Annotated in this window: 18 protein-coding genes; 12 read left to right on the top strand and 6 right to left on the bottom strand. The window is 50.8% G+C overall.

Annotation, left to right across the window (positions count from 1 at the left end):
* Window positions 1-94: 94 nt before the first annotated feature.
* From GOV45_RS07880 to GOV45_RS07865, 4 genes are all read right to left on the bottom strand, one after another.
* Window positions 95-1,105: a DUF2955 domain-containing protein gene (locus GOV45_RS07880; RefSeq protein WP_170476188.1), complete on the bottom strand. Its 1,011-nt coding sequence runs from the start codon at window positions 1,103-1,105 to the stop codon at window positions 95-97.
* Window positions 1,095-2,159 (bottom strand): HlyD family secretion protein, encoded by a 1,065-nt coding sequence (locus tag GOV45_RS07875; protein ID WP_170476187.1) that lies wholly within the window; start codon window positions 2,157-2,159, stop codon window positions 1,095-1,097. Before GOV45_RS07875 ends, GOV45_RS07880 begins: the two co-directional genes overlap by 11 nt.
* Window positions 2,156-3,235 (bottom strand): AI-2E family transporter, encoded by a 1,080-nt coding sequence (locus GOV45_RS07870; protein ID WP_170476186.1) that lies wholly within the window; start codon window positions 3,233-3,235, stop codon window positions 2,156-2,158. Before GOV45_RS07870 ends, GOV45_RS07875 begins: the two co-directional genes overlap by 4 nt.
* A 180-nt stretch (window positions 3,236-3,415) precedes the next feature.
* On the bottom strand, window positions 3,416-3,904 hold the full coding sequence (locus GOV45_RS07865) for a potassium channel family protein (protein WP_254442445.1): 489 nt from the start codon (window positions 3,902-3,904) through the stop codon (window positions 3,416-3,418).
* A gap of 199 nt (window positions 3,905-4,103) precedes the next feature.
* On the opposite strand from GOV45_RS07865, the gene GOV45_RS07860 reads away from it, so the two are divergent.
* A complete protein-coding gene (locus GOV45_RS07860) occupies window positions 4,104-5,426 on the top strand; it encodes a mechanosensitive ion channel family protein (protein ID WP_170476185.1) in 1,323 nt (440 codons plus the stop codon).
* The gene (locus GOV45_RS07855) at window positions 5,423-7,036 is read left to right on the top strand and encodes a mechanosensitive ion channel family protein (RefSeq protein ID WP_170476184.1); all 1,614 of its coding nucleotides are present in this window, start codon (window positions 5,423-5,425) and stop codon (window positions 7,034-7,036) included. The genes GOV45_RS07860 and GOV45_RS07855 overlap by 4 nt, the downstream gene beginning before the upstream one ends.
* Window positions 7,037-7,428: 392 nt before the next feature.
* On the opposite strand, the gene GOV45_RS07850 is transcribed toward GOV45_RS07855, so the two are convergent.
* Window positions 7,429-9,024: a GMC family oxidoreductase gene (locus GOV45_RS07850; RefSeq protein WP_170476183.1), complete on the bottom strand. Its 1,596-nt coding sequence runs from the start codon at window positions 9,022-9,024 to the stop codon at window positions 7,429-7,431.
* Window positions 9,025-9,132: 108 nt separating this feature from the next.
* Between GOV45_RS07850 and GOV45_RS07845 the strand changes: the two genes are divergently transcribed.
* From GOV45_RS07845 to GOV45_RS07830, 4 genes are all read left to right on the top strand, one after another.
* On the top strand, window positions 9,133-10,365 hold the full coding sequence (locus GOV45_RS07845; protein ID WP_170476182.1) for a TRAP transporter substrate-binding protein: 1,233 nt from the start codon (window positions 9,133-9,135) through the stop codon (window positions 10,363-10,365).
* Window positions 10,366-10,456: 91 nt separating this feature from the next.
* The gene (locus GOV45_RS07840) at window positions 10,457-11,125 is read left to right on the top strand and encodes a TRAP transporter small permease (RefSeq protein WP_170476181.1); all 669 of its coding nucleotides are present in this window, start codon (window positions 10,457-10,459) and stop codon (window positions 11,123-11,125) included.
* The gene (locus tag GOV45_RS07835; RefSeq protein WP_170476180.1) at window positions 11,125-12,483 is read left to right on the top strand and encodes a TRAP transporter large permease; all 1,359 of its coding nucleotides are present in this window, start codon (window positions 11,125-11,127) and stop codon (window positions 12,481-12,483) included. The genes GOV45_RS07840 and GOV45_RS07835 overlap by 1 nt, the downstream gene beginning before the upstream one ends.
* A gap of 91 nt (window positions 12,484-12,574) precedes the next feature.
* A complete protein-coding gene (locus GOV45_RS07830; protein ID WP_170476179.1) occupies window positions 12,575-13,354 on the top strand; it encodes an IclR family transcriptional regulator in 780 nt (259 codons plus the stop codon).
* Between the two features lie 93 nt (window positions 13,355-13,447).
* Here GOV45_RS07830 and GOV45_RS07825 read toward each other — a convergent pair whose 3' ends face one another.
* Complete coding sequence (locus tag GOV45_RS07825; RefSeq protein ID WP_170476177.1) at window positions 13,448-14,722, bottom strand: TAXI family TRAP transporter solute-binding subunit; 1,275 nt, start codon at window positions 14,720-14,722, stop codon at window positions 13,448-13,450.
* Between the two features lie 266 nt (window positions 14,723-14,988).
* On the opposite strand from GOV45_RS07825, the gene iolG reads away from it, so the two are divergent.
* The 6 genes from iolG to iolE all read left to right on the top strand — a co-directional run bounded on the left by iolG (window position 14,989) and on the right by iolE (window position 21,933).
* On the top strand, window positions 14,989-16,002 hold the full coding sequence (gene iolG, locus GOV45_RS07820; protein ID WP_170476176.1) for an inositol 2-dehydrogenase: 1,014 nt from the start codon (window positions 14,989-14,991) through the stop codon (window positions 16,000-16,002).
* Window positions 16,003-16,121: 119 nt separating this feature from the next.
* On the top strand, window positions 16,122-17,042 hold the full coding sequence (locus GOV45_RS07815; RefSeq protein WP_170476174.1) for a sugar ABC transporter substrate-binding protein: 921 nt from the start codon (window positions 16,122-16,124) through the stop codon (window positions 17,040-17,042).
* A 64-nt stretch (window positions 17,043-17,106) separates the two neighbouring features.
* A complete protein-coding gene (locus GOV45_RS07810; protein ID WP_170476172.1) occupies window positions 17,107-18,213 on the top strand; it encodes an ABC transporter permease in 1,107 nt (368 codons plus the stop codon).
* A gap of 1 nt (window position 18,214) precedes the next feature.
* Window positions 18,215-19,036: an ATP-binding cassette domain-containing protein gene (locus tag GOV45_RS07805; protein WP_170476170.1), complete on the top strand. Its 822-nt coding sequence runs from the start codon at window positions 18,215-18,217 to the stop codon at window positions 19,034-19,036.
* Window positions 19,037-19,204: 168 nt separating this feature from the next.
* Complete coding sequence (gene iolD, locus GOV45_RS07800) at window positions 19,205-21,037, top strand: 3D-(3,5/4)-trihydroxycyclohexane-1,2-dione acylhydrolase (decyclizing) (RefSeq protein WP_170476168.1); 1,833 nt, start codon at window positions 19,205-19,207, stop codon at window positions 21,035-21,037.
* A complete protein-coding gene (gene iolE / locus GOV45_RS07795; protein ID WP_170476166.1) occupies window positions 21,034-21,933 on the top strand; it encodes a myo-inosose-2 dehydratase in 900 nt (299 codons plus the stop codon). The genes iolD and iolE overlap by 4 nt, the downstream gene beginning before the upstream one ends.
* Window positions 21,934-21,938: the final 5 nt, after the last annotated feature.

Below are 21,938 nucleotides of genomic sequence, written 5' to 3'. Positions count from 1 at the left end.
CCACTGCGACCAAATAGAGGTTCCTTCTGTATGGGGATGGGGTATTTTGAGGTGTCTGCACTGAGGTAGCAGTTCGGATTGGAGTTAGCTAAATTCAGTTGGCAATTCGCTTGTTTCGCTCTGGCCAGAATTCATCTACCACAACGTAAGCGATGATAACAAAAAATGCTGCGCCAGCGACTTGTAGAACGCGTGTGATACTCTTGACGTCGGCCTCGTCGGAAAAGGGTGCGATTGAGCCGCCGTATACAATCAAGGCCGTTGTAATTGCGGACCCAGCGGCGGCGGCCAAAGGAATTTGCGATTTTCCGAGAACGCCTAGCGTCAGACAGAACAAAAAGCACAAAAGTACTGGCGTAAGGAAAATCGGCGCGATCACGTTGATTTCGTAACAGATAATCGAGACCGCCGCACCAAGGAAGTTTGCTGTCAACATTGCTTTGGCGACAGTGGTACCGGCGGAAGGCATAGCCGCAAGCTGCTGGCTGAGCAATGCGACAAAAAATAATACGAGTAACGCTGAAGCGCCGGATATAAAAAATACCAACGCGAACGGTACAGTAACCAAGGACATCCTGACAATTCGTCTATGTGGGTCGAAATCCTGCTGAGCAGCATTTTTTGTCTGCGCTTCGCTTGGAGGTTCGGCCGGGATGAGAACAAACATTAACGTTGAAGCAAATCCTGCAAAAAATAAATTCATAGGAATCCAGAAAACCAGAACCAAAGCTAAATCTTGCGATTGCAACGCAAGGTTTGGGATCATTAAGGCGCCCATCAATGCGATTACACCAGGTAAAACACCGGCTCCTGACACCGACCAAACAAAAGAAAGAATAATTCCGATTGCTACAAAGATAAGAAATACCAAGGGGTAGGGCGAAAATATCGATGAAAGCAAAAATGAAATGAACATAAGCCCAATCGAAAACACGAATAGTTTGCCAAACGCCGCCAATGGCAAAGGTGCGGGCGCCTGAAGAAAGAGGGCAGCGAATACTGCTCCGACCACGGCAAGCGGCCAGCCTAAAAACAGACCAAGCGAGAATACTCCGGTCACGCCGAATGCGAGCCGAAGAATTGAGCGGCGATCTTCAATACGCATAGGAAAATATGGAAACTACGTAAATGTACGCACGCCCCACAAGGTTCAACAGAGAGTTATCACTTAGGTACATAATGACATCTGCCTGTCCATTTAACTGAAAACGAAGATCATCTTCGGCATCTCCAGCTTCATATCCGGGCAATACTATTCGTACTGGGAAACGCTCTGGTTCACGTAAAAACCCTTTGGTGCTTGGAGGGCTTGCCAATTGACCTGGCTCATCGCCACCACTTAGCGATACGGCGGCGCTGAAACTTTCGATGACCCCGGGAACAATCTGTCCGGGATGCATATCCAAAACCACGTCTACAGGTGAACCTACTTCAGCTCTACCGATATTATTCTCGGTAAAATATGCTTCAATCCAAACATCTGTGGCATCAAGGAAAGTCAAAAGATCTTGTCCAGAACGCGCGTAAGTCCCGGGTGCTATCAGCAGGTTCGAAATCACACCTGTTGCCGGGGCTCGCAACTCCGTCCATTCAAGGTTGAGTTCAGCATCGGCCAAGGCTGCCAGAGCTCTTTGAATTTTTGGGTTTTCCAACCCTTCGTCGCCCAATCTCTGCTTTGCCTTTTCCAGGTCCGCCAGCGCGTTTTCCAGATTTGCTTCTGATTCAGCTAATTGCCCACGGGCATCGTCCGCCCGTGTAATGGCTATCAATCCTTTCTTTTCCAAGGCGAAAACACGTTCCGTCTGAAGACGCATCGTATCCAGATCGCTCTGCGCGCGTGCCAGCTTAGCTTGAGCAGCGCTTACTTCCGCCGAGGAAGCCCCCACCTCTTGAGTGGCGGCTTCTAGGTCGGCTTCTGCCTTGGAGCGTTCTATCTCGTATGGCCTTCGGTCAATCCGCACCAACACGTCGCCCGCGGATACGACCTGACCATTTTCCACAAGTACTTCGGTAACGGTCCCGGTCACTTGCGGAACAATTTGCGTGGCGACAGCTTTGACCCGAGCGTTTCCGGTAAACGGTGTTTTGCGATCTGCGACCAAATACCAAACCAGAAAGAATAGAACTATCGCCAGTGTGGTCCAAATCGTCTTTCTCATTCTGCTGCTCCTTCAGCAGCGTCTGCGCCTTCAGGCGGTGCGTCGATCCAAACTTTGAACAACTCATAGAAAACCGCAAACAGCACCGGCCCCATGAATATACCGATCAAGCCATAGGCCATCATGCCGCCCAAAACGCCGATTAGGATAACGAGCATAGGTGTTTCCAACCCTTTAGAGATGAATACCGGGCGAAGGAAACTGTCCATAATTGTCACTGGAATGGCCAGGATGGTAAAAATCAGCGCCGACCCGCCAGACATGGTACTCCAAGCGTAAATTATGACCGGAAGCAGAACCAAACCAGGACCAATTTGGATAATCGATAAAATGAGACAGACAAATGCTAGTGTTGCCGCCGACGATATTCCAAATACTGTCAATAACACCCAAACAACAACAGCCTGAATTGCTGCAACGCCGATCACACCTTTGGTGACATTGCGGATTGTGGCACCTGCCAGAGTTATGAATTCTCCTCCCCGAGGGGCAAAGACACGATTTGCAAATCTTTGCAGGCCTTCAACCAGCTGTGGGCCAGGGCTGAAAAGGACACCCATAATGATAACAGACAAAGCAAGCCCAAGCAGGCCAATGCCAATGCCCAAAACCTTTCCAAAGAGCGACTTGGTTATCTCCAGAATTTGAGCGCCGTACTTGGCAAGGGCACCATCAAGGTTCCGCTCAAACATCGTCCAGACGTCCGCGACTTTGCCTCCGACTAGCGGCAATTCTTTTATGCCTTCCGGTGCAGGTGGAATTTTCAACTCTCCGCGATCTGCTTGTTCGGCAAATTCTGAGCCAAGCTCAGCCGCGCCCGATACAGCAGTCGCAATTGGTCCTAACGTCAGCAAAAGCCCCAACAAAACCAAGATGGTGGCTGACAATGACTTGCGCCCGCCCAGTTTGCTTTGAAGCCAATCGAAAATCGGGTACAGCGCCACGCAAAGAATCGTCGCCCAAATAACCACGCTTGCAAGTGGGGCGACCATTATCAGTGCACTGTAAAGGAATAGTCCAAGGAAAAGTAATCGTATTGCGAGATCGACTATTTTTGCGTCTTGAGTCTTTTCCATTCCATCCCTCCGAAGTTTAATAAGGAAAATGTTACACTCAAAAATTGAGATATGTACAATTTTTTTGCTCAGATGACGTCTATCAGGTTGTAGTTCAGCGAAAATTCCAAACGCGCTGAACTACAAATGCAACGAACAAATTGCCGGACTTAACTTTTTGAACGGCACAAGGGACGTTTTTCACTTGTCGGCATCGTCGTCATCTTGGGATAGAATTGAGTCAGCGACGGTCGTGGCTGCTGTTACAAAAACGCCCAGCCCGACAATAATATAAAGCATCGTAAATATTTTACCTGCCGCTGTTTCAGGTGAAAAATCACCAAACCCAACGGTAGAAATGGTCACAACCGAAAAATAGGCAGAGTCCAACCAGCCCCAGCCTTCAACATAATGATAAAACACAGATGCCCAAAAAATCATGCCTACGGTAAAGGCAAGAATTCCTTTAACTCTCCCGTCCTTAAACGCGATACCTATTCCTCGGGTTATTCTGGCTAACGAATTCATTGGACCTCCATAGTTTGCTGGAGGCTTTAATATCAGGCTTTCGCAAAATTCAAAAATTGGTTGGAAGGAGTTAGTGGTAGCCAACGGAAAGACGTAGCCAAATTTGAGGATGCTCTCCGCATCTTCCGTCCGCAAGTTGCTAAAATCGGCAATTTGATCCAACCGAACTGCAACCACGTACTAAAAGTGTTCCCCAACACGGAAGACTTTTTCTGTGTTACCTTTGCCCCGCATTATGCGGGGCTTTTTTTGCGGTTATCGAACTTCAATATTCTACAAACTTCTACTATTTCGAATAAAATAATGGATTTCTCAGCGCTGTTTATGATTTCGTAATTCCCTAACAGGGGGAGGGACAAAAATGGCGCGCTTCGATTGCCCAGCAGTACTTTGGATACTTGCCGGGATTATATTTGTTTCGAGCACTTTCCTTTTAAACGCTCAGGAAACTGAGGTGGAACAAGAGCCCGTTGAGGTTGAGCAAGATGACTTGTTTTTGCAAGTCGTGGATAAGAGTATTTCGAGCGGCGAACTGGAGATATTGCTAGTCCCACTTACTGTTGACGAACTGTCTGAGTCAGCTGGAATTTGGCAGGATCATGTTCGTGAATTGCTTGAAGACGTTGCAAGGATCAACGTGAACCTACAATCGGCAAGTGGATCTCAGGAAGATAATCTGAGGTCTCAGCTTAATGTTATGAATGATACAGGTGCGGGAGTCTTAAATAATTACACGCTTGTCTTAGAAGAATGGGCTTTGAAAGGAGCTGCCGAGGAAGACCTGAAGCCGCACACTGATTACATTCTGGCGCTGAAAACGGGTGTTTTAAAGACAACCGATTTGCAAACACTATTCCAAAACGCAGTACAATGGCTGGTGTCATGGGATGGTGGAGTTGGCCTGCTAATGGCGGGCCTTGGTGTATTGGTCGCCGTTTGGGTCATGATGTTTATTGCTCGGCTTGTGCGCAGAGTCACAGAACGCGGTTTAAACAAAATACCGACCATATCCAGGATGCTAAAAAGATTCATAGCGACGTCGGTTTATTGGGCCGTATTTGTACTTGGGATTTTGGTTGTCTTGGCGTTGTTTGGCGTCAACGTGACACCGCTTTTCGCGGTTCTGGGTGGTTTGTCTTTTATTTTAGGTTTCGCGCTTCAGGAAACGCTGGGAAACCTTGCAAGCGGACTGATGATAATGGTTTTGAAGCCATTCGATACTGGCGACTATATTCAGGTCGGCGGTTCCTCTGGTTTTGTCGATGAAATGTCTGTGGTTTCGACGAAAATCCGCACCTTCGACAACCAGATTATCATTGTACCAAACAGTAAGATTTGGGGCGACGTAATTACCAACGTAAGCGCATCAGAAGAGCGCCGTGTCGATATGGTATTTGGCATCGCGTATTCCGACAACGCCGCTCATGCAATCGATGTTTTGAAAGAATTGGTCTCGCAGCACGATTTGTGCCTTCGTTCGCCGGAACCAGAAGTCTTTGTCGGAGAATTGGGCGATAACTCCGTTAATATTTTTTGCCGGCCATGGTCCAAGTCAGACGACTATTGGACGGTGTATTGGGACATAACAGGTCAGGCAAAGGAGCGGTTTGACGAAGAAGGGATATCGATTCCGTTCCCGCAGCGCGATGTTCATCTGATCCCGGCAGAAGGATTGAAGTCATGAGAGCGCTTTTAGTTTGTTTCACGCTGCTTCTGTTTGCCAGCAACGTTGTGCTGGCCCAAACCGAAGAAATTCTGCAACCGCAACCAGAACGCGACGATCCCGAATTTATCGCACCGGTAACTGTGGACGGGGAAGAACTGTTTGTTGTGCGCGGATCTAGTGCGTTGCCGGCCACTGAGCGTGCCGAGAAAATTGAGGAAAGGATCGCTCAGGTCGCGGAAAAATCAGAAAGCGCGACGGTCAATATCCAAGTTTCAGAAGCTGAATTTGGACAACTCATTCGTGCCGACGGTCAGATGGTCACCATCACCACTCAAGCGGATGCCGACCATGAGCAGATGGATATTGAGGTTCTGGCTGGATTGCAGGCGGAAGCCATCGAAGTCGCTATTTTACAGTACCGTGATGCTCGATCCAGTGAAGGACGAGTTGACAGCGCTTTGGCTGCGGTCGCGTGGACAGCAATATTCGGGCTTGTGTCATATTTCTTTTTTACAAAACGAAAGAAGTTTCTGAGTTACATCCGCAAACAGCTGGAAAAAAGGGTGGAAACTGTAGAAGAGGCAACCAAATCCCTTCTGCGAAGCCGGGCTATCGCCTCAATCATAGTGTATGCAATCCACACGATAATGTGGGTGCTTTTTCTGTTCTTTTTCTATTATTACCTGTCCCTGGTCCTATTGTCTTTCGCGGAAACGCAAGCCATTGCGCAAGTTTTGCTTAAATATGTGAGCGAACCGCTGATTGGAATTGTGCTGGCTGTGGTGGGCTACTTACCCAATCTTATTATGCTGGCGATAATTGCAGCGGTAACTAGGTTTGTTATCCGCGGCCTTGATCTGTTCTTTGAAAACTTGGAAAACGGTGCGTTCCAAATAAAGGACTTTGAAGCGCACTGGATCGCTCCAACGAACATGCTTTGCCGGGCTTTGGTTATCGTTATCGCGGTTGTGTTTGCTTACCCATATATCCCCGGCTCGGATTCCCGGGCTTTTCAGGGCCTGACTATTCTCGCTGGAATAATGGTTTCTTTAGGGTCCAATACTGTTGTTTCCAACATGATGGCCGGATTGTTTGTCATTTATCGTCGAAGCACCAATATCGGTGACCGAATTCGGGTAGGGGACAAAGTGGGGGATGTAACCGAAATCAAACTTATGGAAACGCTTATCAAGTCGATAAAGAACGAAATGATCAGTATTCCAAATGCTCAGTTATTGAACTCCGAAGTTGTAAACTATTCGCGCAAGGTCGACGGTCGAGGAATCCTTGTTCATACGACGGTAGGGATCGGGTACGAAGAACCGCCAAAAAAAATTCAAGCAATGTTGATAGAAGCTGCCCGTCGCACCCAAGGATTGCGAAAAACACCGGAACCTTTTGTGCTTTGGACCCAGTTGGCCGACTATGCCATCAACTACGAAATCAATGCCTATACGTCACGTGGATCAAGTCTTCCTAAAATTCTGTCGGATTTGCACGAGAATATTGTCAATGTCTTCAACGAGAACAGTACACAAATAATGACACCTTCGTATATTGCGGATCCCCCTGAGCCCAAGATTTCCACTGAAGAATGGGATGGCAAATTAGCGCAGAATACCACCTGAGCTTGTAGCTAAGATCTTGGCAAGGTTCGGACTTGCAGCAGAGACGCATCATGGTTGCGGCGTCTTTGTTTGAATAAGCGTGAAGCACTATGAAATTTGCGGGGAGTGGGGCAAGGGCAATGTCTTTGAGCGCAAAAAGGTTCGAGCTGTTATCTGTCAGTTGTTAAAACTCAACATTGCGTTGTGTGTTTTTGGGTTATTGCCTCGGTCTGCGCAGTTTAATTTGTGATTTTTTTTTCAGGTGGTTGTTTCTCAGGATTTTTTAGTCACAGCGATTGCGGCAAAAAAAGCGGTAGTGACAATTCGACGAGGCCTCACAATCGGTTTTTTGAGGAGCTAAACCTTCTTAGTATCGAATTAAATCGCTGTTTATTCTGTGCAAGCTGCAGGGATCACGCGTCTACGCGCAAAATCTCGCTAGCTTTTTCACCGATCATTATTGCTGGGGCATTTGTATTTCCGCTGACAATCTCGGGCATTATTGAACAATCAGCCACCCTAAGATTTCCAATCCCGTTTACTCTGAGTGTTGGGTCAACCACGGAGTTTTTCGATGTGCCCATCGCGCATGTTCCGGTGGGGTGGTATATTGAAACTGAATTTGATCGGGCCCAATCCAGAGTTCCCTTGTAATCATCACTTGACAACTCTGAGCTTGGCCTGAACTCTTCAGAAATTTTTGAGGCCAGTGGGTTATGTCGCGCGATGTTCCGCGCGATATTCACTCCGTCAACAATAGTTCTGCAATCTGTTTCAGTAGATAAGTAATTCGGGTGTATTTTTACGTATTGAGAAGGGTCGGGACCATCCAGACGCAACTCGCCACGGCTTTCAGGTCGAAGCTGGCATACGGACATCGTGAAAGCAGAGAATGGATGCACGCCTTCTCCGGGGCTGTCAGCAGACCAAGGTTGAACGTGGAATTGAATGTCAGGTGTATCAAGCTCTGTTCGGGTTTTAAGGAACCCAGTTGCCAGGCTAGCCGCCATCGTCATTGGACCGGCGCGAAACAGCGCGTATTTCATTGCAATTCTTGCTTGGTTGAACAGGCTGCGAACCTCGTCGTTCAACGTAGGCTCGTTGCACTTGAAAACAAGTCGCGCCTGCAAATGGTCTTGAAGGCCTTTTCCCACACTGGGCAGTGCATGGAGAGGCTCAATTCCGTTTTCTTTCAAATGATCGGGATCCCCGATACCTGACAGCATCAGAATTTGCGGAGAGTTTATCGCGCCTCCGGACAAAATGATTTCGCGGCGAACCTTGATCGTTTTCTGTTCACCTGAGCGGTCTCCGTAAATTAAGCCCGTTGCTTGCTTTCCGTCCAGTTGGACGCGCGTCACCAATGCGTGTGTGATTATCTTTAGGTTTTGCCGATTTCGAATTGGCTTGAGGTAGGCGACAGCAGCGCTACACCGACGACCATTCCGCGTTGTCAATTGGAAATAACCGACGCCTTCTTGATTGGCCCCATTGTAATCAGGATTGAATGGGTACCCAGCGGATTGAGCAGCCGCCACCCATGCGTCACAGATCGGTCGCTGTATGCGCATGTTAGATACGGACAAGGGTCCGCCGACGCCATGGTAGTCGTCTTCACCGCGCTCTTGGTCTTCGCTGCGTTTAAATAGAGGAAGTACGTCGTCCCATCCCCAGCCAACATTTCCCATTTGTCGCCAGCGGTCATAATCCTCTTTCTGACCGCGTACATAAAGAAGACCATTCAGCGATGATGAACCGCCCAGAACTTTTCCTCTAGGCCAGTCAATTGACCGGCCATTCAGGCCGGGGTCGGGTTCGGTACGATAGCACCAATCCACGGATGGGTTGTGCATCGTCTTGAAATATCCGACGGGGATATGAATCCATGGGTTGGTGTCTGGACCTCCAGCCTCCAACAAAGCGACTGTTGTATTGGGGTTAGCGCTCAGGCGATTTGCAATGACGCAGCCTGAAGACCCCGCTCCGACGACTGCATAATCCACCTCCATAACCGTCTCCTCCCAAGGTCGTTGAAAAAAACTCTAGGCAAATTGCCGGAACTATACTAGCCTTTTTTGATACAATACGTCTCAATAATTGGGAAATGGGAGGAACCAATGGGAATATTTGACCGTGTGAAAGGGGTCTCGCGTCGAGATTTCTTCAAGATTGCAGGTACCTATGGCATGAGTTCAACACTCTTGGCTGCAGGTACTTTGGGCGGCGCAATGACAGCCGCCAACCTGGCGCAAGCAGCTGAATCGCAGTACAATCGCCGGTATTCGAAGGAACCCAAGTTTAATCTGAAGTTTGGCGCGGCAGGCTTCAATCAAGACAACCTTCTTATTGAACGAGCCGGCTGTCTTGAGTTTGTGCGCGACCTGGAAGAACGCACCGATGGCGAGATCCGTGTCGAATTCATCGGCAACAACCAGATTTGCGGTCAGCTTTCCTGTGTCGAAAAAACACAGCAAGGGATCGTCGATATCTACGCGGCATCGACACAAAACTCGGCAGGAGGCGCACCCTATCTAAACGTGCTTGACTATGCCTATATGTTCCGTTCGCGTGCCGATCAGTATCACTTCATGTATTCGCCTGCCTCGCAGACCATCCTGCGCGATCCTTTTGAGAAGATGCACGGGCTGAAGTTCCTCTTCACCCACGCGGAACTCCGCGGCATCCAGCTTGGCCTTGCCTGGGAAGACAAAGACACCGTGACCTCCGTCGAGCAGTTAGCTGGCACCAAGAACCGCGTCACCGGTACTCAGCTTGGTCGCATCGCGATGCAGGCACTGGACTTGAACCCTGTTCCGGTCGCTTGGGAAGAAACCCTTGACGGTTTGAAGCAAGGGCTAATCGACGGCGCAGAGACATGGGCATCGGCTGTGGCCTACGCCAATATGTCGCCAGTGGTTTCGCAATGTGTCGATCTGCGCTTTTTCTGCGGTACTGAGCATACTGCTATGTCGGCATCGACATTCGACAGTCTTGGTGGCGAATTGCAGGACGCTGTGATGGAGTCTTCTTATCTGACGCAGGTGCACGTGCAAGCAGCAAACGAGGCAGCTCTGGTCAACACCGTTGGCTTCTCGCACCCGCATCAAGGCCCCGACACGATCTTCGCCAAGAATAATGTGCGCGTCGCCGCATTGTCTGATGCCGAGATCAAAAAGGCGGAAGAAATGTGTTCCCCCGAGTTCCAGCCACAGCTCTGGGAAGAGTGGCGTGAACGGATCAACAGTTGGGCCGGCGGCATCGATACCTATCAGGAAATCTATGACGAGGTACGAACCAACCCGCATACTCTCGCGGAAAATGTCGAGCCGCGTCGTTGGTGGAAAGGTTAAGATTGTTAGTCTAGCATCGAGCCAGCCCTTTCAAAGGGCTGGCTTTTTTGCCGCGAGTGGCTGAAGGGCCGAGACTGACGGGAGGGTATACATGTCAATTCTTGCTGACATTGGCGCGATTTTTTCGGCCTTACTTGCAGGCGATGCCTTTGGCATTCGAAATGCTCTGAAAAGCGATGCAACCTGGATACTCGGGTTCATCGTAGCAATCGGCGGAGGTTGGGCCATAGCGATGATTTATAAGCGCGTGCCACTTCTGGACCGCCATTTGGAACGTAGTTTCATGGTGATCAGCTATCTTGCCATTGCGTTAATAATTTTCTGGGGCGTGGTTGACCGGTTCATCTTTTCCAATCAGCAGCCTTGGTCGACGACGATCCCACCATTGTTGTTCATGGTCATGGCTTGGTTTGGTGCAACCTATAATGTGCGTCTTCGCTCTCACCTCAGTTTTTCAGAGTTCCGCAGTCGGATGAGCCGCAAGGGTCAACTCCTTTGTCTCTGCCTCGACAACGTTTTGTGGATGACTTTTGCAATTATTGTGATTGTGACGACGGCTCGGGCTGTGGCGCTTTCGGCGTCAAATTTCCAAATCGTTCTTGGCACCGACAATACAATGCAATGGTGGTTCCTAATAACGGCACCTCTCGCTTTTGTGCTGATGGCTGGCCGCGTGGTTGAAAACTTTCTGGAAGATCTTGAGAACTACCGTGAAGGTAACGAACTTATCAAGCAATCCGTTATCGGAGGAGGTGATTAATGACCGACGGAACAATAATCACCCTGATCTCGGTCGGCGTCACCTTTCTTTTTATGTTGGGTGTACCGGTTTTTTTGGTCATCGCGTCCTGGATTGTAGGCTGTTCTTTCGTTCTAGGCCTGACGCTCGACAATATGGGAGCCGAGCTTCTGAACGTATTTAACAAGGGCTTTGCCTTGCTTGCGATGCCATTGTTCATTCTTACAGGCGACTTGATCAACAAGTCGGGTATTGCGCGAAGGCTATCAGATTACGCATACGCTTGCCTTGGATGGGTGCGTGGCGGGCTTGCCATGGCTTCGCTGGGTGCATGCGGCCTTTTCGCCGCGATTTCGGGTTCGAACTCAGCCACTACGGCAACCATCGGTTCAATGCTGCACCCCGAGATGGTTAAAGGTGGGTACGACGAACGCTTTTCTGCCGCAACAGCGGCGGCCGGCGGCACGGTTGGGATCATCATCCCTCCGTCGATTATCTTTATCGTTTATGGCTTCCTTCTGAACCTTCCGATCTCGGACCTTTTTGTGGCTGGTATCCTGCCCGGCGCGCTAATGGTGATCGGTATGCAGGTTGCCTGCTGGCTTGTTTGCCGTGCTAATGGCTGGGGTCACCTGATCCAATTGCAACTGAACCGGGTTTTGAAAACAGCGTTCGGCGCATGGCTTGGTTTCTTTGCTATTGGGCTTGTGCTTTGGGGTATTTACACGGGCAAGTTTTCACCGACCGAAGCAGCCGGAGTAACCGTCGGTTTCTGTATCATTGCCGGACTCCTAAGCTGGATCGCAAGTCGCGTGTTGAAGTTGAATATGAACAAGGATTGGTCCGAGAAATCCTATGCCGAGATGTTGGTCGTGGAGGGATTCACCCTTAGAGAAATTCCCAGCATCACCATGCGTTCTGCCCAAATTACCGGTGTTTTGGCACCGCTTATTGCGATTTCGGTTGTGATGCAGCAGATACTTTCGTTGCTGGGGGCGCAGGCGGTAATAACAGACTTCCTGACGTCGATGGGCGGATACTATCCTGTTCTGTTCGCAGCCATGGCTATCGTCTTTGTTTCTGGCATGGTACTGGAGTCCCTGCCGGTTACGATCATCCTAGCACCAATTCTCGCGCCGATTGCAGCAAGCGTTGGTGTCGATCCAATCCACTTCGCGGTAATATTTCTTGTTGGCGCTTCAATCGGCTTCATAACGCCGCCGTATGGCCTTAACTTGTACGTTGCCTCAGGCGTGACCGGAGTGCCCTATTTCCGGCTATTGAGATACACGTTCTACTACTTGATCGCATTGATCTCGGTGTGGCTCCTTGTAGCTCTGACACCGGATATCGCCCTTCTACTTTTGCCCAATCGATAATATAAGCCATGGGTAAATATGCGAAATTTCTGTTTGAGGCGGATCCTGTAGAGAATAGATTGAACCGCCAAAAAAACCAGACTGTAGGCTGATGACTGAGACGACTACGCTTCAGAAGGAAACCCAGATACCGACCAACCTGCGTTTGTTACTTATCTTGGAAGAGGTCGCAAAGCGTGGGGTCGCAGTCAAACCGTCAGACCTGATTGAAACACTGGGTCTGGCGAAGCCAACAGTGCATCGATTGTTGCAAACAGCCGAGGCAGAAGGCTTTTTGCAGCGAGATCTGGATGGCCGCACATATGGTCCGGGACCTAGACTGCGCCAGCTCTCGGTAAATACGGTTTCATCTGAGCATTTGCGAACAGCGCGGCTCGCAATACTGCGAGGGATAGCGGACGAAATCGGAGAGACGTGCAACCTCGCCATACCTGATCGCGAGGGCATGATTTATCTTGATCGGGTCGAAACCAAGTGGCCGTTGCGTATTCAACTGCCTATTGGGTCTCGGGTTCCGTTCCACTGCACTGCCAGCGGAAAGATGTATTTATCCACCCTACGCCAGCGGACACTTAACGGTTATCTGTCCGCGCGCAAGTTGCAGCAGTTGACCATCAAGACGCTGACAGATCCAAATGCTCTTCGTAAAGAAATAAGTAATATATCGGATAGAAAGTATTCAACTGACGAAGAAGAATTCATGCAGGGAATGGCGGCCGTCGCCGTCCCAGTTCTTGAGGGAAATGAAAGGCTTGTCGCCACTTTGTCTGTTCACGCGCCCACCCAGCGGCATGATTTGAACAGCTTGAAGCAATTTTTGCCCGTCTTACAAGACGGAGCAAAACAGTTATCAAATTTGCTCTCACCATAGTATCATTTTGCTTGCTTTAGGCAAAAGCTCAGTTCGATTTTGCAGCGCCAGAGGCAGGTTCAACCTCCGTAGATCTGCTATAAAACAACTGCGCTATTGAGCTTGGACCTGCACTGCTCTACGACGCAGAATTTCCTGCCGAATTAAGTCAATATGCAATCGTGCATCATAGGCACCCTGACGATAGGCCAGCGGCAGTTTCAAAGTCGCGAGGTTCATGTCCAACTCTTCGATGTTGTTGGCAACAGCATTGACTTCCTCCGCTGTAGTGGCCTCGCTAAGCTCTTGTTCGAGCGCCGCGATCCGCTGATAAAATCGCCAAACACGTCTCTTTTGAAACCAAACATAGCTTGACGGAATGACCCGCAAAAGTGGTGCCAGAAACAACAGTGGCAAGAGCAAAAGCAATACCCTGCCAAACTGAGCCGCGATCCAATAAGGCAGGTAGTTGTGCAAAACGTTTGACCCTGACGTGATAAGCTCGCTGGCCACCTTATTCAGCGGCACGGGTGGAGAATCTGTGTTTGGATACTCTCGTGGATCTTGCAGTATGCTGCGCTCACCATGGATTTTTAGCGCAGCATTTGCCAGTCTATCAGCCGCCGCAGGATGCAGGTTGGCCGTTGCAATCATTGACGCTGTTAACGTAAGAATTTTTACGTCCTCAGGCGGGCGCGGGGGATCCAAAGTAATCGAACCCGCGGGTACTGTCACAGAGCGCGCGCCCGGAAATTTCAGCGCAATAGCGTCTACGAGGGCCATTGGAACGAATATCACTTCTGGGTCGAATATTGCTTCCATAAGATAAGGAGAGTCCAATGGTGTAACAAATAACGCTGCGTCTGCGAGGTTGTTGTATAAAGCGTTCAATGCCGCAGTTCCGCTTGCATCGATCAACTTTATTCCAACATTCTGCAGTCCAGCTGCCTTGATAAGTGCAATCGCTGCAGCACGGGTTCCCGACTCTTCGGACCCAGCGGCTAACCGGAGTTCCGACCACTCTCCTGGGTTGGACCCAATCACGCCAAACTTGCTTTTGAAGATTACCAATGGCTCTGGGAACATGGCGCCGACTGACTGCAAACCGACATCCTGCGGAATATCGATGCCACCCTGGACAAATGCTATGTCTGCACCGCCGGATACCAGTTTGCTGATGTTCTCAAGAGAACCCTCTGTCTGTATTACCTCAACTTCAATCCCATCGCGAGCGAGTTCGGCCTTGTAAAGTTGAGCGATCTGCCAGTACCCCCCGCCATCTATTCCTGCGGCCAGGCGAATGCTGGTGGGTGGTTTGAGACTAAGAATAAGAAACGCAATAAGGACCACAAAGAGAGCTGGAACTAGAAAGAACAGGAAAAGGCGCATAAATTCCTACATTCTGATTTTCGAAACTCTCGACATAATCTCGCGCGTGTAAGGTCCTCTCGTCAATTAGAATTCAGTCACTCAAACAGTTCTTGAAAAGATCTTTTTAGAAATCACCGTGCTGAATAACGTCGCGATCTATCTTGGAGCCGGGACAAAAGGTTCGGAGGTGGACGGAAATCCCCAGGGGCCAAAGTTGAAATTTTTCTTGCAACCGGTTGCAATTTTGATCATGTTCGCGATCAAAGTAGGTGCGGGAGGTGGCAATGCTCAGAATCGGACTTCTTGGCGCAGGTCGGATTGGAAAGGTCCACGCAAGTGCCATTTCGGCTCATATGAAAAGTGAATTGTGTTCTGTATCAGACGCTTATCCAAAGAGTGCCCAAAACTTGGCGGAAGAATTCAATGCCAAAGTTCAAAGTTCCGAAGAAATTATTGAGGACCCGTCGATTGATGCCGTTCTGATCGCGACGCCTACGGATACACATTCAGATTTAATCGAAGCGGCCACGGCAGCGGGAAAAGCCGTATTATGCGAAAAGCCAGTTGATCTGAGCTTGACCCGCGCGCAGCAATGCCAAGCAGCCGCCGCCCGCAACACGGTGCCAGTGATGATTGGCTTTAACCGCCGGTTTGACCAGAATTTTGCTGCGTTGAAGGCGGCGTCTGACGCGGGCGAAATTGGTGCTTCGGAAATGCTGTCGATTACATCCTTCGATCCGGCCCCACCGCCAGTGAGTTACATAAAAGTCTCTGGTGGGTTGTTTCGTGACATGATGATCCACGACTTCGATATGGCAAACTATATCATGGGCAGTTTACCAACTTCTATTTCCGCAGTCGGGACATCCGTTGTAGATAGCGAGATTGCTGCGGCCGGTGATGTCGACACTGCAATCGTCACAATGACTTACGCGGACGGCCGGATAGCGGTTATTAGAAACTCTCGAAGGGCGGTTTATGGCTATGACCAGCGGGTCGAGCTTTTGGGCGCAAAAGGTCTTTTGCAAGCTCAAAACATGTTGGAAAACACTGTGATTAAGTCGACTGAGTACGGAGTGACAGGAGCGAAGCCGACCTATTTTTTCCTCGAACGTTACATGCAGGCTTATGCCGCCGAATGGGAGGCATTTGTCGACGCGATCCTCGCTGGATCGGAGGTTCCTGTTACTATGGAGGATGGGGTGGCTGCGCTTGCTATGGCCGAGGCCGCGACCTTGTCGAATGAGAAAAGAATACCAGTTGAAATGAAAGAAATTTTGAAACCGGTTGCAAAATAGTTTGAATTACGGAAACTGATGTTGTGCCGACACATGTCGGCGTTTGAGATTCGGCCTGGCCGAATGCATGGGGTTGAAGCCCTAAACGAAGATGACTTGTCCCAATGGGAGGAAACCAAATGAACAAGTTTGTTAAAGGTGCGTTAGCTGCAGGTGCCTTGGCGCTCGCAACGCCGGCCTTCGCGCAGGAAATCGTGGTCGTATCGCACGGCCAGGCCAACGACGCGTTCTGGAATGTTGTGAAAAACGGTGTGGAGCAGGCCGGCAAAGACGTTGGTGTAAACGTTGAATATCGCGCACCAGAAACGTTTGATATGGTTGCCATGTCGCAGCTCATCGATGCCGCTGTTAACCAAGAGCCGGATGGGCTGATCGTTTCGATCCCGGACGCAGACGCGCTTGGTCCGTCGATCGAACGCGCCGTAGCTGCAGGAATTCCGGTAATTTCGATCAACTCTGGTTCGGACGTCTCAAAAGAACTGGGTGCATTGCTGCACGTGGGCCAGGACGAATTTGACGCGGGTAAAGCCGCGGGTGAAAAGCTGGCCTCTATGGGCGGCTCGACCGCCATCTGTGTGAACCACGAAGTCGGCAACGTTGCATTGGATTTGCGTTGCGCAGGGTTTGCCGAAGGCTTTGGCGGCAACGTCGAAGTGCTGCCGACTTCGAATGATCCGTCGGAAATCGAGTCAAAAGTGTCTGCTGCGCTGGCCGCAAACGAAGCAGTTGATACGGTCATGGCTTTGGGAGCTAGCTCGGCCGGTGAACCAACAGTTGCAGCGGTAAAAGCTTCGGGCCGGGACGTGAACGTGGCATCATTCGACCTGTCGGCGAACTTTCTTCAGTCTATCGCGGACGGTGACGCTGCTTTCGCCATTGACCAGCAGCAATACCTGCAAGGCTACCTGTCGGTTAACTTCATGGGTCTTCACGCTAAATACGGCTTGATGCCGGGTGGAAATGTTCCCTCTGGCCCGAACCTTGTGACACAGGAAAAGGCCGCCCAGGTCATCGATCTGTCTGCGCAGGGCATCCGTTAAAACGAGGATAAAAAGCACTGAAACGGCGCTGCTTGCGCCGTTTCATTTGGATTGGGAGGAAAACATGAGCCAGTCAGCGCAAGTTGTAGCCGACGAAAGAGTCAAGAAAGAGCCGTTCTTGACCAAGCTAATGAAGCGCCCTGAACTCGGTGCCATGGCCGGCGTTGTTCTGGTCTTCATCTTTTTCGCTATTACAGCGGATGAATCCATGTTCACTTTGGCCGGGGTGATGAACTTTATGACACCTGCGGCGCAACTGGGCATTCTTGCCATCGGCGCGGCGTTGTTGATGATCGGAGGCGAGTTCGACCTGTCGATCGGATCGATGGTAGCGTTTTCCGGCCTGTTCTTTGGGGTCTGCGTAGTAACCTGGCAGCTGCCGCTTATCGCGGCGATCCCAATGACTTTCGTGTTTGCCGCTTTGGTCGGGGCAGTTAACGGCAACATCGTGATACGGTCAGGTTTGCCCTCATTTATCGTGACGTTGGCTTTTCTTTTTATACTACGTGGATTGTCCCTTGTCGGTCTCAAAATGGCGACCGGTGGTTCAACTCAGTTGCGCGGCGTTCGTGACACAGTTGAAAACGATTGGCTAGCACCATTCTTCTCGGGCGAGGCCTTTGGCAGCCTTTTCACTTGGCTGGCTGAGAGCGGAATAATCGATACATTCAAAAGCGGTGCGCCCAAAGTGCCGGGTATTCCGGTCGAAATCCTATGGTTCATTGCTCTGGCACTGGCGGCGACCTACGTGTTGCTGCGCACTCCGGCCGGCAACTGGATTTTCGCCTCGGGCGGTGACAAAACTGCTGCATCAAATTCCGGTGTGCCCGTGAACCGCGTCAAGGTTTCACTTTTCATGCTGACGGCGTGTTGCGCTGCGCTCGTTGCTATTATCACCGTTATGGATGCGGGGTCGACCGACGCTCGTCGTGGTTTCCAGAAAGAGTTCGAAGCGATCATCGCTGCTGTTATCGGTGGATGCTTGTTGACTGGTGGCTATGGCTCGGCGATCGGAGCATTCTTTGGCTCGATCATTTTCGGCATGGTAGTCATCGGCCTGACCTATACCGACTTCGACCAGGACTGGTTCCAGGTTTTCCTGGGTGCAATGTTGCTGATTGCGGTTCTGTTCAACAATGCGATCCGTAAGCGCGTAACGGGAGAGCGCTGATATGACCGAAGATTCCAAGTTCCATCATGGCGACGCAGCGGTGGATGTCGCTCCGATCGTGGAAATGAAAAACATCGAAAAGCATTTTGGCAATATCATCGCTCTTGCTGGTGTCAGTTTTGACGTCAAACCGGGCGAGTGTCATTGTCTGCTTGGTGACAATGGCGCGGGCAAGTCAACTTTCATCAAGACAATGTCCGGGGTGCACAAGCCAACCAAAGGCGAGATTTTTTTCGAAGGTAAACCGCTGCATTTCGACACTCCTCGGGATGCAATGGAGGCGGGCATAGCGACTGTTTTCCAGGACCTTGCGATGATCCCACTGATGAGCGTAACTCGCAATTTCTTCATGGGTCGCGAACCTACCAAAGGGAAGGGATTGCTTAAAAGGTTCGATGTAGATCACGCGAACGATGTTTGCATGGAAGAAATGCGCAAGATGGGTATCAACCTGCGTGGCCCGGATCAAGCGGTGGGCACGCTGTCCGGCGGTGAGCGTCAAACCGTTGCCATCGCCCGCGCAGTGTATTTCGGTGCGAAGATTCTGATCTTGGACGAACCAACCTCAGCACTCGGGGTGCGGCAAACTTCGAATGTACTGGCAACCATCGACAAGGTGCGTAGTCAGGGCGTTGGGGTCGTTTTCATCAGCCACAACGTACGGCATGCTTTGGCTGTGGGAGACCGTTTCACCGTGCTGAACCGAGGAAAAACTCTTGGTACTGCAAGGCGCGGCGAGATTACGCCGGAAGAGCTGCAGGACTTAATGGCTGGCGGTCAGGAAATGGCCGAGCTTGAAGGGTCTTTGGGCGGTACTGTCTAAAAGTTTGAAATCAAGGTGGCCTGCTTGATTGGGTAGGCCACCTTATAGAAAAAACCTTGGTGTGCGATACCGCCAAACCTGATCGGGCCTAACTACTGGGCCTGAAACCTTCGAAAAACTTGGAATCAACGGATTGCCCAAAGCGGCCATGTGTTGAAAGGGATCATGATGAGCAAGACAATCCGACTGACTGCGGCGCAAGCTCTGGTGCGTTATCTGGGCGCGCAGATGAACGAAGCTAGCGAGCCGTTCATTGCCGGTGTGTGGGCAATTTTTGGCCATGGAAACGTAGCTGGGTTGGGCGAAGCGTTGCATGCTGTCAAAGACACCTTGCCGACCTATCGCGGTCACAACGAACAAACCATGGCGCATTCAGCCATAGCATATTCAAAGCAGATGGGGCGCAGACGCGCGATGGCTGTAACATCGTCCATCGGACCAGGCGCAACCAATATGGTAACCGCCGCGGCACTTGCTCACGTGAACCGATTGCCTGTCCTTTTACTTCCCGGCGACGTGTTCGCGACGCGCGGCCCGGATCCGGTCTTGCAGCAGACGGAAGATTTCACTGACGGCACGGTAAGTGCAAATGACTGTTTTAGGCCTGTCAGTCGCTATTTTGATCGGATCAGCCGCCCCGAACACCTATTGACAGCATTGCCTCGTGCTTTTCGTACAATGACGGACCCAGCAGATTGTGGGCCCGTAACGCTGGCTTTCTGTCAGGACGTTCAAGCCGAGGCTTACGACTATCCACTAAGCTTCTTCGAGCCGCGTGTGTGGTATCAGCGTCGCGTCCGTCCAGACGAAAACGAGCTGGCCCGTGCCGCTTCCGCGATTAAGTCTGCCGCAAAACCTGTAATAGTTGCTGGAGGCGGCATACACTATTCAGGTGCGACCGAAGCCCTTCAACGATTTGCTGAGGCGCACAACATACCGGTTGCGGAAACACAGGCAGGCAAGTCATCGCTGGCGTGGGATCACCCTTTGAACTTGGGGCCTGTCGGGGTGACGGGAGGAGAACCAGCAAACACTGTCTGTGCCGAGGCGGATTTAGTTATCGGCGTCGGCACACGCTTGCAGGATTTCACGACCGGATCATGGGGATTGTTTTCGAACCCTGAAAGAACAATGGTATGCCTGAACACCGCCGCCTATGATGCAGAAAAACATGGGGCCATGCCACTTTTGTCTGATGCGCGTGTTGGATTGGATGAGCTTGGCGTAGCGCTGAGCGGTTATTCTGCCAAGCCAGTTGCCGACACATTGAAATCGGACTGGTTCAAAAAAGTAGATGCGTTGACGGACGCCCCATCTGACAGCAATGCCCTGCCGACGGATATGCAGGTGGTTGGCGCGGTTCAGCGCGCCTCGCACGAAGACACTGTGGTGATGTGTGCGGCGGGAACAATGCCGGGAGAATTACACAAGCTGTGGAAGGCACCACGCCCCGGAGCCTATCACATGGAGTACGGCTTTAGCTGCATGGGTTACGAAATTGCGGGGGCCATGGGCATTAAATTGGCGCAGCCCGACCGCGACGTGATCTGTTTTACCGGCGACGGAACCTATATGATGGCCAACTCGGAAATGGCCACGGCTGCCATGATGGGCGTATCCTTTACAGTCGTCATTACCGACAATCGCGGGTTTGGTTGCATCAATCGCCTGCAGATGGGCACCGGTGGGGCTGAGTTCAACAACCTGTTGGATCACGCTGTACATGAGAAGCCATCTGCAATCGACTTTGCCGCACATGCGGCGTCGATGGGGGCGACATCGGTCAAAGTAAGTTCGATTGCCGAGCTTGAGGACGCGTTGGCCAAACGCGGGGGCGTCACAGGTCCTTACGTAGTAGTTATCGACACCGATCCTTATCCATCTACAGAGTATGGCGGCACTTGGTGGGAAGTAGCAGTTCCCGAAGTAAGCGTCCGCCCCGAGGTCAACGAAAAACGAGCGGCTTACGAGATCGCAATAAAAGAAAGAAACACAAAATGAGCGTAAATATCGGTATTTCTCCGATCGCTTGGCAAAATGATGATCTGCCTGACTTGACGGCATCTTTTACCATGGAACAGGCGCTGAGAGAGGCGCGTGAGATCGGATATACGGGCGTTGAACGTGGTCAACGTATGCCGAGCGATACGGAAAGCTTGCGCTCCTATCTGGATGCCAACAACATCGCGCTGTGCGGCGGATGGTGCTCTGGTGCGTCGCTGGTCAATGATTTTGCGACCGAACGAGAGGCGGTACGCGAACAGGTTGAACAGTTCGTGGCGTTGGCCAGCCCATGCATCGTTTATGCCGAGTGTTCCAACACCGTTCAGGGCCAGATTGGCACTCCTGTCAACGACAGGCCAAAACTCTCCAAAGATGACATAATGGCATACGGAGCAAAGATTACCGAACTTGCGAAATGGATGGCCGATCAGGGTATGCCCATGGCCTATCACCACCACATGGGAACCATCATCGAAAGCGAGGATGATGTGAACTGGCTGATGGAAGGATCGGGACACGAGGTCAAACTGTGTTTTGACACTGGGCATTTGTTGTTTGGCGGCGGGGACGTTATGGCAACGCTAAAACGCTGGGGCGACCGGGTTCATCATGTTCATTTCAAAGACATCCGCCCGTCAGTGATACAGGATACACGAGAAAAAAATCTCAGCTTTTTAGATGCCGTGATTGCGGGTGCATTCACCGTTCCGGGAGACGGTTGTATTGATTTTCAGGCCGTCACCAATGCGCTTAAGGCCATGAATTATGATGGGTGGATTGTGGTTGAGGCGGAACAGGACCCGGCCAAGGCTCCTCCTTACGAATACTCAAAAAAGGGATACGAGCACATCGTCGAAGTCTGCGAACGCGCCGGGTTAGAGATAGCTAGTTAAAGGGA

This window comes from Ruegeria arenilitoris (assembly GCF_013035425.1).
Taxonomy (GTDB): Bacteria; Pseudomonadota; Alphaproteobacteria; order Rhodobacterales; family Rhodobacteraceae; genus Ruegeria; species Ruegeria arenilitoris_A.
Note: the sequence above shows the minus strand (reverse complement) of the source record. Positions and strands in the feature narration are given on the sequence as shown.

Excerpts from the sequence above, each read along its gene's own strand:
- GOV45_RS07830 (WP_170476179.1), top strand. The coding sequence starts at position 12,575 with ATGACTGAGACGACTACGCTTCAGAAGGAAACCCAGATACCGACCAAC.
- GOV45_RS07835 (WP_170476180.1), top strand. The coding sequence starts at position 11,125 with ATGACCGACGGAACAATAATCACCCTGATCTCGGTCGGCGTCACCTTT.
- iolE (WP_170476166.1), top strand. The coding sequence starts at position 21,034 with ATGAGCGTAAATATCGGTATTTCTCCGATCGCTTGGCAAAATGATGAT.
- GOV45_RS07805 (WP_170476170.1), top strand. The coding sequence starts at position 18,215 with ATGACCGAAGATTCCAAGTTCCATCATGGCGACGCAGCGGTGGATGTC.
- GOV45_RS07860 (WP_170476185.1), top strand. The coding sequence starts at position 4,104 with ATGGCGCGCTTCGATTGCCCAGCAGTACTTTGGATACTTGCCGGGATT.
- GOV45_RS07840 (WP_170476181.1), top strand. The coding sequence starts at position 10,457 with ATGTCAATTCTTGCTGACATTGGCGCGATTTTTTCGGCCTTACTTGCA.
- GOV45_RS07870 (WP_170476186.1), bottom strand. The coding sequence starts at position 3,235 with ATGGAAAAGACTCAAGACGCAAAAATAGTCGATCTCGCAATACGATTA.
- GOV45_RS07810 (WP_170476172.1), top strand. The coding sequence starts at position 17,107 with ATGAGCCAGTCAGCGCAAGTTGTAGCCGACGAAAGAGTCAAGAAAGAG.
- GOV45_RS07825 (WP_170476177.1), bottom strand. The coding sequence starts at position 14,722 with ATGCGCCTTTTCCTGTTCTTTCTAGTTCCAGCTCTCTTTGTGGTCCTT.
- GOV45_RS07855 (WP_170476184.1), top strand. The coding sequence starts at position 5,423 with ATGAGAGCGCTTTTAGTTTGTTTCACGCTGCTTCTGTTTGCCAGCAAC.
- GOV45_RS07815 (WP_170476174.1), top strand. The coding sequence starts at position 16,122 with ATGAACAAGTTTGTTAAAGGTGCGTTAGCTGCAGGTGCCTTGGCGCTC.
- GOV45_RS07845 (WP_170476182.1), top strand. The coding sequence starts at position 9,133 with ATGGGAATATTTGACCGTGTGAAAGGGGTCTCGCGTCGAGATTTCTTC.
- GOV45_RS07880 (WP_170476188.1), bottom strand. The coding sequence starts at position 1,105 with ATGCGTATTGAAGATCGCCGCTCAATTCTTCGGCTCGCATTCGGCGTG.
- GOV45_RS07850 (WP_170476183.1), bottom strand. The coding sequence starts at position 9,024 with ATGGAGGTGGATTATGCAGTCGTCGGAGCGGGGTCTTCAGGCTGCGTC.
- GOV45_RS07875 (WP_170476187.1), bottom strand. The coding sequence starts at position 2,159 with ATGAGAAAGACGATTTGGACCACACTGGCGATAGTTCTATTCTTTCTG.
- iolG (WP_170476176.1), top strand. The coding sequence starts at position 14,989 with ATGCTCAGAATCGGACTTCTTGGCGCAGGTCGGATTGGAAAGGTCCAC.
- iolD (WP_170476168.1), top strand. The coding sequence starts at position 19,205 with ATGAGCAAGACAATCCGACTGACTGCGGCGCAAGCTCTGGTGCGTTAT.